Here is a 14,642-nt window from a genome sequence, read left to right as displayed (position 1 = left end):
TCAGTCATATGATGTATGGCTGCAATACATAAATTAAAATCCTGATATACACTAATAACTAATGATGAGAAATATTCTGCCAACAGTAATTATTCTGGCATTTTTCAACACTACAAAAGCTCAAAAAATATTTACTTCTGATATCGATAATTTTTGGACCGCTTATGACCATATCCGGAAAGCGGAAAACAATAAAAAAGAAATTCTGGAAGCCTATTTTCTGAATAAAAAAACGGAAGGACTAAAGGATTTTATGGAAATCAAACAGTTTAATGAAGACGATTATCTGAACGTCATTGAAAAATATCCTCAATTCTGGAATTCCATTCGTAAAAACACTTCGATTGACAGTAAAAAAATCAGTTCAATTAACAAAGCTCTGAAAAAGCTGAAAGTGCTTTATCCCAATAATTCAAATGGGAATATTTATTATACTATCGGAGCTTTAAAATCAGGAGGAACCACCCATAATGAAGATCTGTTTTTGGGAATTGAAAAAATTGTAGGCGATAAAAATACCATAGTTTCGGAATTTGATAATGAAAACCTTCAGAAAATGTTTTTGTATATCAATAGTTCACAACTAGAGCACATCACTATTCACGAATTTGCTCATACCTTTCAAAAAGACGGTGAAATTAACGTATTGTCCAAAGCCATAAAAGAAGGTTCCTGTGATCTTATTGCAGAATTAACGATGAACAAAAAGTTCTCTTCACAATATATCGATTATGGGTTTAAAAATTACGATACGGTAAAAGCTGCATTTAAAAATGAAATGTTCAGCCGTAACTTCGGAAATTGGTTTTACAACAGCAATACAAGTAAAAATCCTGATTTAGGCTATTTTGCAGGGTATGTCATTTCTAAAAAATACTACGACAATGCAAAAAATAAGAAGGAGGCAATTAAAGACATCATCGAATTGGATTTTAACAGTGAAGAGGCTGTTTTTCAATTCTTGGAAAAATCAAAATTCTTTGAAGACAACACTAATATCAGGGAATTAAAATCTGCCTATAAAAACAATCAGCCAAAAATTGTCCGGATTATCGAATTTGAAAATAACAGCCAAAACGTAGATCCGAAAATAAAACAGATCCAAATTGTATTTTCAAAGCCAATGAATGAAAACGTTTCTATTAATTTTTCAAAATTCGGCAAAGAACATTTTCCATTAAAAAAAATTGCAGGTTTAGACAACACAAAAACAATCCTGACCCTTGAAACCGTTGATTTAAAACCCGACACTGAATACGACTTTTACGTTACAGACAGAGGAACAAAATCTGAAGATGGTTATCATTTTCCTGAGCAGGAATATAAAGTGTTATTTAAAACTGAAAAGAAATAGCTCCTGCAACAGAATCACAGCTGGTGGCTGAGGCTCCCGAAGCCACCAGAACCTAATATTTCAGCATTTTTACAACCTTCTCAATTTCCTGAGGAGTATTGAAATAATGTGGTGACAAACGGATAGCCCTGTCCAGACCTTTCAGACTAAAGTCAATCAAGGCATTACTTTTATTACTTACTGAAAAATATACCTCATTCTTTTTCAGTATTCTGTAAATATTTTCAATACTTCCGTCCTGAGCAACAAAAGTTACAATACTGCCCAAATTCTTTCCTTGGTCCAGTATCCTTAAACCATTATTTTGCAGACCGGTTCTTAAGGTTTCCGCCAGTTTTTTATTATAATTCTCAATATTCTGCAACCCGATTCCATTGGCATAATGCAAAGCCTCTGTCAATCCTAAAAATGAACTGACGGAAGTTTCCCAAAGCTCAAACCTTTTTGCAGTCTTAAGGAGAGTGTAATCATCAAAATCTGTCCACTGTGCCCCATTCATATCCAGAAACACAGGCGCCATATTTTGTTCCAAAACCCTGTCTGAAACATATAAAAAACCTGTTCCCCTTGGCCCGCGTACAAATTTCCGGCCTGTAGCAGTAAGGAAATCACACCCTATTTTTTCAACATCTACAACAAGCTGCCCCACAGACTGACAGGCATCAACAAGGTACAAAACATCATATTGACGGCAGATTTTCCCCACTCCTTCCACATTCTGGATCAGTCCTGAATTGGTTGGAATATGGGTAACTGCCACAAGTTTCGGATTATATTTTTTAATCAGATTTTCAAGATCTTCCAAATCCAATTCATGATCGGAAAGATTTTTTACCCTGATCAGCTTCACTCCTCTCTTTTTCTGTAGTGAAAAGAAAGCCATCTGATTCGAAACATAATCATCATTGGTAGTAATGATTACATCTCCCTCTCTGAATTCAATACTGGATAAAGCCTTTGCATAAGCATCGGTAGAACTTACTGTAAAAGCAATGTTATCCGGTTGGGTATTAATCAGTTGAGCTGCTTCAGCGTAAAACTGATTGAGATGCTCCGACTTCCTGCCAGCAGATTCATAAGCACCATGCTGTTGTTCCAGCACGATATGTTCTTTCATTGTTTCAGCAACGATCTTTGGTATTAATGATCCTCCTGCACTGTTTAAAAATATTTTATCCGTACAGCCGTCTGTCTCCTTTCTGATTGTATCTAAGTCTATTTTATACATATGGAATTGATATTTATGCATAAAAAATCCCGAAATTTTAAATCCGGGATTATATCTTTTTTAAATTTTATTAATCTAAAACGCTCCAACCTCTTTTCGGATTGGTATTGGAAGATACTTCCTGCTCGTTAACAATAATGTTTTCTTTTCTCTGACCAATATAATCCAGCTCGCTTAGTTTAGAGAAAATAATTTCTAAGCTACGCAGCATTTGTTGGATATACAATAACGGTTCTCCACAGTTATGGTGGTCATAATTGGTTTCCGCTACAATAGAAAGCTGATTCAATAAAGTGTGTGGAGCAATTTCACTCCATTCCAGGCTATAATTCAGCATTTCTTCCAGCTCTGCAGGGACCAGGAGTTGAGTGGAATTGTAAAGATGAAGAGCCAGCTTGGCAAATGACTCGATTAAAAATACCGGCGGCTGCCATGGAATGATATTTCTGAACTGGAAATACATGTCCCCGAATGTATTTACCATAGTAGTACACAAAAACTTAACGTTTTGTGCCAATGCCGTATTCTGGTTTTTATGGGACGCTTTCTGAATGATTTTAAATGCATACTGCTGCAGATTTCCAATAGACTTTGCATAACTGCTGTAGTAATCCAGTAAAGCAGGATGGCTTTGGATAGAGGTACACGGCGGAATAAAATTGGAATCCACCTGGGCAATATTTGCTTTCAAATCCACTTTCCCTATAATAAGATAGTTTCCTCCGGAATAGCTGCTGTTCAGGGAAGTCACCGGAAGAAGCTCAATATGGTGGTTAGGCTGTGTATTGGGATGGCGCGGTGGGATTTCTTCAGGGTCTATATCCCCAAAAGGTACTTTATCAAAAGGATTTACAGAGATCAGGATATAGTATTCACCGTCTGCCTGTTCTTCGTTCATAGATTTTGCCAGGGATTTTACACTGACTCTCCTGTCGCTTAAATCTATACGGTAACCCGCCATGGTAATGGCGCTGCATCTTTTGATGACAAGCTGTACATCATTCGTAGCGGTATTATGAACATCAAAGATTGTTTTGTCCGTAAACTCGTTGGAAATAGGCAAAAGCCCGTAATTATATGTAGTGATCCCCAGTGAACTGGAATCTCTGATTGTGTCAATTAAAAAATTATCCTGATCATTAAGGTGTCTTTGGGAAACTTTCATCCCGTCTACCCAGTTGATCGCGAAATGCTTAATAGGCTGTATCATAGTTAATACTTTTTAAATTTTCTGTGATTATGATTTTTTCAATACTCCTTCTTCCTCATGCTGGATAACTCTTTTGCAGATCACCACTTCATTTTCTGAAATATTGTTTGAAGAGATATCCTGGTCGAAATCAATATACTTTCTAAAACTGAAAAACGATTTTTTGGTGTAAAAAATCCAGTAATAAGGTTCTTTTTCTACATCCGAAAGGTGAATGATAGAGTTCGGGTTTTTGTGGTTGTAATCGTCTACTACTCTGTAAAACCAGTCTCCAAAGGTAACCCCGGTCGGAAGTGTTTTGGCTTTGATCCTGAATCTGTTGGCATCTTCAAGGTTCTTGCTTAATTCTACATTCAATACCATCAATCTGTCAAAATCTGCCCCTTCAAAATCCGGAAGCTTCTGGTCCGGGGAATATCTCCAGGTTTTGTAAATATCAAAAGGAATGCTGATAAACTGAACATAGCAATAATAAAAAACCATCGGAACTAGGAAGATAACCATGCTTGTAGCAGCCATTACCGCGTATCCCTGCCCTTTGCTGATCCAGTTAAAGATCAGGGTAAATAAATATCCTCCAAAAGCAATACACGTTAATGAAAGAATAGATTCGAACAAGATGCTCATTCCCACAGAATCAATATGCTTTCTGAAATACCTGTGCAGGAGATTCACATGAATAATACCAAAAATAAGATAAATCACCTGTGCAATAAGATACCAGTAAGGATTAAAAAGGTTTTTTGAAAAACCAAAGATCCCCGGTAAAGCCAGACATAAACTGCAAAGAAGAACGTATATAATAATTACTTTAATTTTTATAGCAGGTTTGTTTCTTCTGATAATCCCCAGAATAAACATCATGATCACTGCGATTAAAGGCATTAAAATATACCTTAAAAAAATACCTTTTACTGAAGAAATTTCCATTAGTTTCTTTTCAAATTTATACTTTGTTGGTAGTTGTAAATATAATAAATTATTTTAGAGAAATGTCGAGTATCCGAGACGGCTGGCATTTCTTTCATCGTCCTCCAGGCTGAACGAGTATTCTTCTTTTTCCGTAATAAAATTTTCTTCCACGTCTACCGTTACCGGGAGAAAATAATCATATAAAGCCTGCAGCACCTTTCTGAAAGGGCTTCCGGAAATGTATTTTTTCATATCCTGATATGGAATCGGGCCTATGTTCACTACCCAGTTGCGCTGCCCATCCATATGTTTTCCGCTGGGAATGTAGGTAACGCCTAATTTTGAATTTCCCAACAGCATGGAATCGTCATTCCGTTCTATCCTGTCAATAATATTCGGGGCAAAAGTAACTTCTACCGGTACCTGAAGAAAAGCTGTCATACACCTTTCAAACCATCTCTTATCACCTCTGATCTGATGAAAAAAAGGCAAAATATAGATAAAAATATAAGCATTCTGCTTATCAAGCATTTTTATAAGAGGCCAGAGCTCGCTTACAGTCTCCAAAAGCGTATCGGTATCGCTTGAAATATCAAATTCAGATTCTTTAAGCAGGGAACTGATTTCGGTGAAAAATACTTCCAGCTCAAAAGGACGGAAAAATTTCCTTGCATCCTCCTCTATCCTTTTCTGCTTACGGATCTCACGGACCACCGTATCTACATTCTTTCTGGAAGCTCCAAGAGACGGCGGATGAAACAGCCCTTCGGGAAGGTAATCGTAGATTCCTTCTCTGTAGGTTTCTATAGTGAATACTTCCTCATCAAATCCCAAATAACTGCTCGAAATACTTTTGATGTCCTTAAGATAAGCACGGTCATTGATGCCGATCCGTTCTATAAATATATTGCTTACCGCACGCTGATATTTCAAAAGATTCACCGCTACGGCTTCAGCTTTGAAGTCGGTCTGCAGTTTATTGTAATGCATGTCTACAATATTATTCTCATACATAGTGTTTGCTGTGATTATGACTTGTAAAGATAATATATCTCATAAGTTTGAAAAAATAATTTGGCTATAATTTTATTCTAAAAATACTAATTTATTGACATTAAAAGGAATATTCCGAGACAAATTCCGTAAAAATACGGTGAACAGCTACATCCCTGATGTTTTATTCCTGAAACCAAATGAATTTTATTATCTGATATGGAGAGTATTACGATACTTTTTCACTTATTTTAAGTACTATCTGAAAATTTTTTCCGGTCGCTTCTTTATTTAGATTAAGTTTTATTAACACATCCCGCGGAAGAAATTGATCATAATTGGTACAGGTTCGGAAACCGGTCCGTATCTTTGCAGCTTGTAAAATGTTATTTATAATGAAAAGTATTTATTCTAAAATTCTGATTTTAGCATTCATTTCATCTTCACTTTATTCTTATGCATGGGGATTGACGGGACACCGCATTATTGCAGAAATTGCAGAAAATCACCTGTCTGGTAAGGCAAGAAGGGAAATAAGAAAAATAATGGGGAAAGAACGCCTTGCCTACTGGGCAAACTGGCCGGATTTCATCAAATCTGATACTACCGGTGTCTGGAAGGAAGCTTCATCATGGCATTATGTAAATGTAGACCCACAGGCAGACTTTAAAGCATTTGACCAGAAGCTGAAAATGCAGGCGGGTCCTAGTCTTTATACCCAGGTTAATACTTTGTCCAGCCAGATTAAAGATGAAAAAACCTCTGAAAAGGACAGAAAAATTGCACTGATTTTCCTTATTCATATCATGGGAGACCTTGCACAGCCTCTGCATGTAGGCCGTGCAGAAGATCTTGGCGGAAACAAAATCAATGTCACTTATTTCGGGGATAAAACCAACCTTCATTCTGTATGGGATGGAAAACTGGTAGATTCACAGAAATACAGCTACACGGAATATGCAACACTTTTAGACATTAAATCCAAAGACGAAGTAAAGCAGATCCAGGCCGGAACTGTTGAAGACTGGCTGTACGATTCCCATAAGATTGCCAATAAAATCTATGCCCAGACGCCAAACGATTCAAAATTATCTTTCGATTATCAGTATAAATTCAATGATACGCTGGAAAGACAGCTTCTTTACGGAGGCCTGAGACTGGCCAAACTGTTGAATGATTTGTTTTAATAGTTAATGGTTGCCGGTTATCAGTTGATAGCCTGTCGGAAATAATAAAGCGGGACTTCGGTTTCGCTTTTTGTTTGACGTTTCATTTTTAATGTTTAATGTTTAATGTTTAAAATTACTCTGTAAGTTTTAATCTGTTTCTTTATACTGATTTTTGGGGTTCTCCCCTAAATTTAAAAAATAATTAAAACTGGTGTAACCTTTTTACCACTTCATACGTATAATATATAGTAACTCTTTTTTGAGGATAAAAATAGATGAGACAATTAAAAATCACTAAGCAGGTAACCAACAGGGAAACTGCTTCATTAGACAAGTATTTGCAGGAAATTGGTAAAGTGGAACTGATCACTGCGGACGAAGAAGTAGAATTGGCACAAAGAATACGTGCAGGCGACAGAGCAGCACTGGAGAAATTAATCAAAGCCAACCTTCGTTTCGTAGTTTCCGTATCCAAGCAATACCAAAATCAAGGTCTTTCTTTACCCGATTTGATCAATGAAGGTAACTTAGGACTGATGAAAGCAGCAAAAAGGTACGATGAAACTAGAGGTTTCAAATTTATCTCTTACGCGGTATGGTGGATCCGTCAGTCAATTTTACAGGCTTTAGCTGAGCAGTCAAGAATTGTAAGGCTTCCTTTGAACAAGATTGGTTCCATCAACAAAATCAATAAAGCATACGCTCACCTGGAACAGGAAAACGAAAGACCACCTTCCCCGGAAGAACTGGCTGAAGTTCTTGATATGAGCGAGGAAGATATTAAAGAATCTATGAAAAACTCCGGAAGACACCTGTCTATGGATGCGCCTTTAGTAGAAGGTGAAGATTCTAATCTTTATGATGTATTGCGTTCAGGTGAATCTCCAAGTCCGGATAAAGATCTGATGCTTGAATCTCTTCAGATTGAGATTGAAAGAGCATTGAATACTTTGACTCCAAGAGAGGCGGATTTGGTGAGATTATACTTCGGACTGAACGGAAAACACCCGATGACTTTAGAAGAAATCGGTGAAACTTTCGATCTTACCAGAGAGAGAGTTCGTCAGATCAAAGAAAAAGCGATCAAGAGATTGAAACATAATACCAGAAGTAAGATTCTGAAATCTTATTTAGGTAAATAAAATTTATTGCAAAACAATGTAGGCGGAGTCTGGTTTCAGGCTCCGTTTTTTTTTTGCCTGCCCAAATCCGGAATCAATCATTCTCAAACTTCTAAAAGAGGAAACTTAAAATAAAGCTGTAACAATCTTTAGACTATCTTCAACTAATCCAACAAAACCAATCTAAACATTATGAAAAAAATCCTTTTTGCTTCTGCGTTAGCCCTATCAATACTTTCCTGTAAACAAAACGAATCCGGAAATGCCACCGTTGCTGAGAATGCGGTCGATGATACAGATTCCTCTTTAAAAGGCTCTTTTGAAAGCGGCCGTAATGAAAATATGATTGATAAAATTTATTCTGAACTTATCAAAAAGGATAAAAACCTTAAAGAACTGGACGAAAAGCTTGTCAATCTTAACGAAGAAAACAGAAAGGTTCTTGCAACCTATGAGGACATACTCTATAAATCTGAGTCCTTTTATCAGGATGCTCATTTTCAGGCTACCAATGTTAAAGATTCCCTTTTAAAACAACAGCTTGAAAAAGAAATCAAAATAAGCTCCGACAATTACAACCAGAAAATAAGCAAAGTAAAAGAGCTGATCAACAAAGTGAATACAAACAATGATCACATCACCAATCTGTACACTGCGTTCAAAATCAGGAAAGCGCTTCCCGAAATTGAAAAATACCAGAATGCTCACCCGATGAAAACGGACAACCTGGAAAGCTTCATTAAGAAACAGGATCAATTACTGAGTGAGCTGAAAAATATAAAGTAATGGATTTCACCACCAAATTGCTAGATACGAAAGAAGTAACAGGTTCAGTAGTTTCATAAAAAAGCTGTCCATTTTTTGGACAGCTTTTTTGTTGGCAATTTTCTCAAAAATATTATTTTTTTTCTTTATTCAATTTCTGATATTGTTTGAAATAGTTGGTGAATGATTCACTTTCCTTAGGATTTGATTTCTGCCAGGCCTTTAATGCCTCGCTCTGCTCCCTATAGTTAAGGAATGTTTGAGTATCTATGATCATATTTCCCTGTGTCTTTATTTCCTGCAGCACATCAGTTCTTATTTCCTGTTTCGTCCGGACACTCTCCTTATACCATTTCACTCCTGAAAGAGCACTGAAAATTCCAAGTCCCCACCCGGATAAAATAACAAATAGGGAAACATATAAAAGAGGCTTGTAATGGTTGAAATAATCTTTGTACGTTTCAAGCTGCCGAAGATCTTCCGGAGAAATTCCAACCTTTACATTTCCAACTTTTTCCTTAAGCTCTTTCAGATTTTGCTCTACGAAATATTCTGTTCGTTTTAGCTTTTCATCCATAATGGATACTCCGGAGCTCAGACTTTGAAATTCTTTGTACAAAGATTCCGTTTTGATCTTGAGTTGATCCATTAGCTCCATAGAATTGAGCCCTTCCGTACCAAAGTTTTGATTTTCTTCCATAATTGATTTTATATACTTAGGATAGAACTATGAAACCCTGTAAAACTTTTTTTACAGCATCCGTTTCAGTAGCACTGGATTTTATGCAATTATTTTGATAAAATTTTAATCAAATTCTTATAAATAGTAAAATTAAATAATATAGCTGAAAATAAATATCACAAACAATTGAATACTATTAAAATAAAACTCATTGACAATTTAAAATTCAAATATAGTCGTTATCAATCACTGAAATATGGATTTTTTACGTTTAGTCTATAAATTAGATATAATAAATCACTTTAACATGAACATCAGTTAATATAGATTTATATTTTAAATAGATTTAATAAAAAATCAATAATAAAGATATATTAAAATCTATTTGATATTTTTTATTTAAAATCGTTAATCCTGACAAAAACAAAATAAAATATCCTGGTCTTATATGAAAGTACCGAAAAAACTTAATGCCGTCAGAAGAAAATTCATGCACAGCATTACAAAAAATATAGGCAAATCAAGCTCTTCTACCGTACATGCCCAAAACACAACGATAAAAAGAATATTAATTTCCCGTCCAAATCACAGACTAGGAAACCTTTTATTGCTTACACCCATTGTTCAGGAGGTTACCAATTCGTTTCCGAATGCCAGGATTGATCTGTTTGTAAAAGGAGGTATCTCTCCCACTGTTTTCAAAAACTATGGGAATGTTGATCAGATTATCCAGCTTCCCAAAAAACCATTTAAGAATTTGTTTAAATATATAGGTGGCTGGTTTACTCTGCGTTGGAAAAAATACGATCTGGTGATTAATTCTACAAACGGCTCGTCATCAGGAAAGCTATCCACCAAGCTGGCCAATGCCAAATATAAATTTTACAGCGAATGGGATGAGGAACTTCATCTAAAACATCCTGATTATGAGCACTCAGCGAAAAATGTGATATATAATCTGAGGAAATTCCTGACGCAATTGGGATTTGAAGAAAACACAAGCAAAATACCCTATTTAAATATAAAATTAGATCAGGATGAAATAGAGGATGGTAAAAAAAAGCTATTTCAAATCTTCAATAACAACAACAAAACAATCTGTCTGTTTACCAATGCTACAGGTGATAAATGTTATTCCGAAAACTGGTGGGGCTCTTTTTATGATCATCTGCAATCTGAATTTCCTGACTATAACTTTGTAGAGCTTCTGCCCGTAGAAAATATTTCCAAATTAAATTTTAAAATACCTACTTTCTACAGCACCGATATCCGGGAAATGGGCGGATTTATTGCCAATACCTGCATTTTTATCGCTGCTGATAACGGAGTGATGCATTTAGCAAGCGCATCAGGAACGCCAACGCTAGGTTTATTTTCCGTCACCAATGAAAATATGTACAAGCCTTACAATGATAAAAGCTTTAGCGTAAATACCAACCAGCTCAATAAAAATGAAATATCAGATCTGATAAAAAAAGCACTTCAATGATGACTACAGGCCAATATAAAGCCGCATGAACTTAATGAAATTTGAATATATTAATACTGCCCAAATGTTACTATGAACCTTATCGTTGCAACAGATTACGCCCATTACGCAGCTGATGTGCTCCGTATTATAAAGAATTTTCAAAATGAAGGGAACTTAATAGGGCCCGGAACCAGAAATATTGTAAAGTGGATCATTATCAACAATATGACACTTAATTTTAAATCATTTAAACAGCATAATATAATTAACAGACATGTTTACAAATTTTACCGGAAATCCAAAGCAAAACGCTCTTTCGAGTATGCTAATTTATTGATCTCTAAAAATTTCTATACTCCGAAGCCTATCGCTTATGTGGAATTTCACGACTGCATTGGGTTAACAAACAGTTACTATATAAGCGAGCAGCTGGAAGACGGGTTTACATTGGAGGATGTATTTCTCAACAGAAGTTCCTTTGAAGACTGGCAGGAAATTGTTAAAGGATATACTTTATTAATCTATCAGTTACATGAACAGGGAATTGAATTCATTGATAACTCTCCCGGTAATTTTTTAATAAAGAAAGTCGACAATGAATACCGCTTTTTTCTGGTAGACTTAAACAGAATGAATTTTCACGACAGATTCGAAATTCCTGACAGGTTCAAAAATTTTTCGCGATTAACCAATGATCCGGAAATCCTGCAAATTATATGTAAGGAGTACTCACTGTTATCGGGAATATCCCAGGAACAATGTCTGAAACAAATTATTAAAGCTACAAACAGGCAAAAGACTAAGCGTAAAATAAAAAAAGTGTTGAAGTTTTATAAATATTTTCTAAAATAGTACTGCTTATAGAATTCTGGATAAAATAAAAGGTTGCCAAAAAAATGGCAACCTTCTTATTAATAGGTAAAAGTAAGTCCGGCTCCCCAGCCCATTTCATTATCATAATTTCCTGAAACGGATAACCATTTTTGTAAAATATACCTTAAACCGGTTGAAAATTCCCCGTCAGAATTGAGGCTAAAATTTCCTCTTATTCTTCTGGAAATCGGAATATCTTCCCTGCTTAACTCAAGGAGCACTTTTCCATTCTGATCCACACTGGCATCAGCCGTTATCAGCATCGGCAAAAGATACTGTACCCCAACCATGAAAGCATATTGATCTTTTGAAGCTTTCTGCTGTCCGAACCAGGTCTTTTTACCACGGAATTTCATTCCCATATCTTCTGTCATCTGGCGCTCCATGATCTCATGATTTTTCTGAATCCTGAAACCGGCATATGGAAGCGCCCATTGGAATTTGCCCAGAAATCTTCCCACTTTTACATTTCCTTCAAAATGATCAAAATCCCAGTTGGAATGAAACTCGTTCAGGTTGGCCCATCTCGGTCCGAACATCGTCATCGTTTCAGCATGCAGCTTATTGCTGGCAACATCCAGCATAGCCATTGAGCTGATCATTCGATTGTCTTTCAGGAAGTTTTTCCAGGCCAGTTTCCTGTCCGGCAGCTGCGGGTTGGGTTTTGAATTTTCATAGCTGAATATTCTTCCCATTCCGGCCATCATATGGTATAAAATATGACAGTGAAAAAACCAGTCACCGTCCTGGTTGGCAGCAAATTCAATTGTGTTGGTTTCCATCGGCATGATATCCACTACATTTTTCAGCGGGGAGTATTCTCCTTTTGAATTGATCAGCCTGAAATCATGACCGTGAAGGTGCATCGGATGGCGCATCATTGAGTTATTGTACATGGTAATTCTCAGGATCTCCCCTTTCTTTACAAGAATTTTATCTGTTTCAGTTACTGTTTTATTGTCCAGTGTCCACAGATAATGGTTCATGTTTCCTTCAAGGGTAAATTTGAGTTCTCTTACATTTTCTCCGGGCAGAATGGTCTTTTCAGGAGATTTTAAAAGATTGTACGATAGCCTTTTGATCGGCTTTTCTTCCTTCATACCCATTCCTGCATGATTTTCATGCCCTGTTGTTGAAGCTCCCGAAGTCATTTTTGAATGATCTTCTTCCTTGGTTTTAACTCCCATCATCTCATTCATATGCTTCATGGTCATTTTTCTCTGGCTTTCAGGAAGTTCGGGGTACATTACTTCATTCATATCCATCATCTGGTTCCCCATTGTCATGTTCATAGGCTTCATATTCCCGCTCATTTCCATCATTCCGTTCATCATTTTCATTCCCTCAAACAGCATAAGCCGAGGCAAGGTTGGCGCTTCTACTTTTTCACCGGAACCCAGCCATAATGAGGCATGTCCTACCCTGTCTTCTGATGTGGAACGGAATTCAAAGCTTTTATTTTCGGGAATTGTTACCTCGATATCATAAGTTTCGGAAACTCCGATGATAAGACGGTCAACTTCTACCGGAACTACATCATTTCCGTCATTTCCAACCACTTTTATTTTTCCGCCTCCGTAATTCAGCCAAAAATACGTGGATGAACCGCCGTTGGCCACTCTTAGCCTTACCTTATCTCCCGCTTTCAGATTGGAATAATCAGAGCTTGGAAGTCCGTTGATCAGGAATTTGTCATAGTAAACATCACTTACATCCATGGCTTCCATTCTTTTCCATTCATTCAGGGCTTTTGTCCCGAAATTTCCGGATTTGATCGCCTCCCAGTAACTTTGTACTGCATTTTTTTTGATGGCATACCAGTCTGTATTGGCCATATGAAGCCTTCTTGCGATCTGCATAGGGTCTTCATCGCTCCAATCACCCAGTAATACAGGGATTTCTTTCGTATAAACGGGTTTGGGCTCACCTTCTCTTTTGTTGAACACCAAAATACCATTCATCCCAATCTGTTCCTGCAGAGCCTCGTGGGAATGGTACCAATAAGTCCCATTCTGGGATACCCTGAACTTATATAAATGTGTTTCTCCGGGTGTTACAGGTTTTGTGGTAAGGTAAGGAACGCCATCATGTTCATTGGGAAGAATCACACCATGCCAGTGAAGCCCTGTATTCTCCTTAAGCATATTGTGAAGATAAATCTCAGCAGTATCCCCTTCCGTAAAATATAAAGTCGGTGCCTGCAATTTCCCGTTAATGGCAATGGCTCTGCGGTTTTTTCCTGTAAAATTAACGATGGTATCTTTTACATACAGATCATACCTTACAGTTTTGCCTCCAAAAGTAACTTTCCCGTTTTCAGAATTTCTTTTGAATGCAGTATGACCTGTTTCCGGCTTTTCTGCCAGGACGGACTGTTTGCTTTCCTTTTCTATCAGTTCCATTCCACATTTCGGGCATTTCCCGGGTTTTCCAGAGGTGACTTCCGGATGCATGGGACAAGTGTAAACAGGCTGTGCCTGAGGCAAAGTTGTTTTCGGAGATTTTATTTCAGCTTTATCTCTTTTAACTTCTGTTGCTTTGGGACTTGGATTAACTTTAGTCTGAATTTTTGTTTTCTTTATTTTAGGCTTAACCTCTGTTGCTTTCTGTACTGTTTTAGGTTCAGCTTTCGGCTGTGGCTGTGCCGTGACTTTCGGTTTTACCACAACAGTTTTCTTTACCAGAGTCATTTTGCATTTGGGACAGTCTCCGGGTTTTGAAGAAACTACCTCAGGATGCATTGGACAGGTATAATAAGTTTTCGTTGCTTGGGCGAAAGAAAAAACAGTAAACAAAAGCATCAGAAACATGATTATTTTTTTCATAATACTCTGAACTTTTAAAAGATGTACAGCTTAAATAAA

General features: G+C 36.8%; 12 protein-coding genes. 6 read left to right on the top strand and 6 right to left on the bottom strand.

The window, feature by feature from the left end:
* Positions 1-61: 61 nt before the first annotated feature.
* Positions 62-1,354 carry a DUF2268 domain-containing putative Zn-dependent protease gene (locus BUB03_RS10580; RefSeq protein ID WP_073062824.1) on the top strand — a complete coding sequence of 431 codons (1,293 nt, stop codon included), beginning with the start codon at positions 62-64 and terminating at the stop codon, positions 1,352-1,354.
* Positions 1,355-1,406: 52 nt separating this feature from the next.
* Here the strand turns inward: BUB03_RS10580 and BUB03_RS10575 are convergent, their stop codons facing one another.
* The 4 genes from BUB03_RS10575 to BUB03_RS10560 all read right to left on the bottom strand — a co-directional run bounded on the left by BUB03_RS10575 (position 1,407) and on the right by BUB03_RS10560 (position 5,718).
* Complete coding sequence (locus tag BUB03_RS10575) at positions 1,407-2,582, bottom strand: aminotransferase class V-fold PLP-dependent enzyme (RefSeq protein WP_073062821.1); 1,176 nt, start codon at positions 2,580-2,582, stop codon at positions 1,407-1,409.
* A gap of 70 nt (positions 2,583-2,652) precedes the next feature.
* Positions 2,653-3,792: a hypothetical protein gene (locus BUB03_RS10570; protein WP_040995007.1), complete on the bottom strand. Its 1,140-nt coding sequence runs from the start codon at positions 3,790-3,792 to the stop codon at positions 2,653-2,655.
* A gap of 27 nt (positions 3,793-3,819) precedes the next feature.
* A complete protein-coding gene (locus BUB03_RS10565) occupies positions 3,820-4,722 on the bottom strand; it encodes a TssN family type VI secretion system protein (RefSeq protein ID WP_040995006.1) in 903 nt (300 codons plus the stop codon).
* A gap of 54 nt (positions 4,723-4,776) precedes the next feature.
* The gene (locus BUB03_RS10560) at positions 4,777-5,718 is read right to left on the bottom strand and encodes a type VI secretion system baseplate subunit TssG (RefSeq protein WP_073062814.1); all 942 of its coding nucleotides are present in this window, start codon (positions 5,716-5,718) and stop codon (positions 4,777-4,779) included.
* A gap of 374 nt (positions 5,719-6,092) precedes the next feature.
* Between BUB03_RS10560 and BUB03_RS10555 the strand changes: the two genes are divergently transcribed.
* The 3 genes from BUB03_RS10555 to BUB03_RS10545 all read left to right on the top strand — a co-directional run bounded on the left by BUB03_RS10555 (position 6,093) and on the right by BUB03_RS10545 (position 8,773).
* Positions 6,093-6,884, top strand: a complete 792-nt coding sequence (locus BUB03_RS10555; protein ID WP_040995004.1) for a S1/P1 nuclease — start codon at positions 6,093-6,095, stop codon at positions 6,882-6,884.
* Between the two features lie 257 nt (positions 6,885-7,141).
* Positions 7,142-8,008, top strand: a complete 867-nt coding sequence (locus BUB03_RS10550) for a sigma-70 family RNA polymerase sigma factor (protein WP_002979276.1) — start codon at positions 7,142-7,144, stop codon at positions 8,006-8,008.
* 171 nt (positions 8,009-8,179) lie between these two features.
* Positions 8,180-8,773, top strand: coding sequence for a hypothetical protein (locus BUB03_RS10545; protein WP_073062807.1), 594 nt, complete (start codon positions 8,180-8,182; stop codon positions 8,771-8,773).
* A 112-nt stretch (positions 8,774-8,885) separates the two neighbouring features.
* Here the strand turns inward: BUB03_RS10545 and BUB03_RS10540 are convergent, their stop codons facing one another.
* The gene (locus tag BUB03_RS10540) at positions 8,886-9,452 is read right to left on the bottom strand and encodes a hypothetical protein (protein WP_073062806.1); all 567 of its coding nucleotides are present in this window, start codon (positions 9,450-9,452) and stop codon (positions 8,886-8,888) included.
* A gap of 430 nt (positions 9,453-9,882) precedes the next feature.
* Between BUB03_RS10540 and BUB03_RS10535 the strand changes: the two genes are divergently transcribed.
* On the top strand, positions 9,883-10,923 hold the full coding sequence (locus BUB03_RS10535) for a glycosyltransferase family 9 protein (protein ID WP_073062804.1): 1,041 nt from the start codon (positions 9,883-9,885) through the stop codon (positions 10,921-10,923).
* Positions 10,924-10,995: 72 nt separating this feature from the next.
* Positions 10,996-11,757, top strand: coding sequence for a lipopolysaccharide kinase InaA family protein (locus BUB03_RS10530; RefSeq protein WP_040994983.1), 762 nt, complete (start codon positions 10,996-10,998; stop codon positions 11,755-11,757).
* A 59-nt stretch (positions 11,758-11,816) separates the two neighbouring features.
* On the opposite strand, the gene BUB03_RS10525 is transcribed toward BUB03_RS10530, so the two are convergent.
* Positions 11,817-14,603 carry a multicopper oxidase domain-containing protein gene (locus BUB03_RS10525; RefSeq protein ID WP_228417833.1) on the bottom strand — a complete coding sequence of 929 codons (2,787 nt, stop codon included), beginning with the start codon at positions 14,601-14,603 and terminating at the stop codon, positions 11,817-11,819.
* Between the last annotated feature and the right edge of the window lie 39 nt (positions 14,604-14,642).

Source organism: Chryseobacterium oranimense (assembly GCF_900129755.1).
GTDB lineage: Bacteria > Bacteroidota > Bacteroidia > Flavobacteriales > Weeksellaceae > Chryseobacterium > Chryseobacterium oranimense.
This window is presented reverse-complemented; position numbering and strand designations above follow the sequence as displayed.